Source organism: Oleiphilus sp. HI0125, assembly GCF_001635355.1.
This window is the reverse complement of sequence record NZ_LWGF01000305.1, coordinates 1-1,026: the sequence shown is the minus strand read 5'-3', so window position 1 is coordinate 1,026 and position 1,026 is coordinate 1. Positions and strand designations below refer to the sequence as shown.

At 44.2% G+C, this 1,026-nt stretch carries 1 protein-coding gene; it reads left to right on the top strand.

Annotated elements, in window-relative coordinates; translation table 11 throughout:
- Window positions 1-1,026: NADP-dependent isocitrate dehydrogenase (locus A3762_RS04165; RefSeq protein ID WP_197469013.1), on the top strand; the 1,026-nt coding region annotated here is incomplete at both ends.

The window sequence follows — 1,026 nt, the reverse complement described above, 5'->3', positions numbered from 1 at the left end:
GCGCTAACATTTTGTTCTCGTTGCACGTAAAAGCGACCATGATGAAAGTCTCTCACCCGATCGTCTTTGGCCATGCTGTAAAAGTATATTTTAAAGAAGTCTTTGAAAAGCACGCAGAAACCTTTGAAAAGCTCGGTGTGAACGCGAACAATGGTTTAAGCAATGTTCACCAGAAAATTCAGTCTCTTCCATATTCGCAGCGTTCTGAAATTGAAGAAGATATTCGTAAGTGTTACGAAGATCGTCCTGAACTCGCTATGGTTGATTCAGACAAGGGTATTTCAAACTTACACGTTCCTAGCGACGTGATCGTTGATGCTTCTATGCCTGCAATGATCCGTATCGGCGGTAAGATGTGGGGCACCGATGGTAAGTTAAAAGATACCAAAGCGGTTATTCCAGAGAGTACCTACGCGACTATTTACCAAGAAATTATCAACTTCTGTAAGCATCACGATAACTTTGATCCAGTGACTATGGGCACGGTTCCAAACGTTGGTTTGATGGCTCAAAAAGCAGAAGAATATGGTTCGCACGATAAGACATTTGAGCTTGAAGCAGATGGAACTATTCGTGTTATTGATGATGCGGGCAATGTCTTGCTTTCTCACGATGTTGAGAAGGGTGATATTTGGCGTATGTGCCAGACAAAAGATCTTCCAATCCAAGATTGGGTGAAATTAGCCGTTACTCGTGCACGTGCTAGCGGTATGCCTGCAGTATTCTGGTTAGACCCAGAGCGTCCACATGATGCATCGATGATCTCTAAAGTCGAAATGTACCTGAAGGAACATGATACTGAAGGTCTCGACATCCGTATCCTTTCGCCGGACCAAGCGATTCGCTTAACCATGGAACGTCTGATTCGCGGTAAAGACACGATCTCAGTGACTGGTAACGTATTACGTGATTATCTAACGGATTTGTTCCCAATTCTTGAATTAGGTACAAGTGCAAAAATGCTCTCTATCGTGCCATTGATGGCTGGTGGGGGGTTGTTTGAAACAGGTGCTGGTGGTTCTGCGC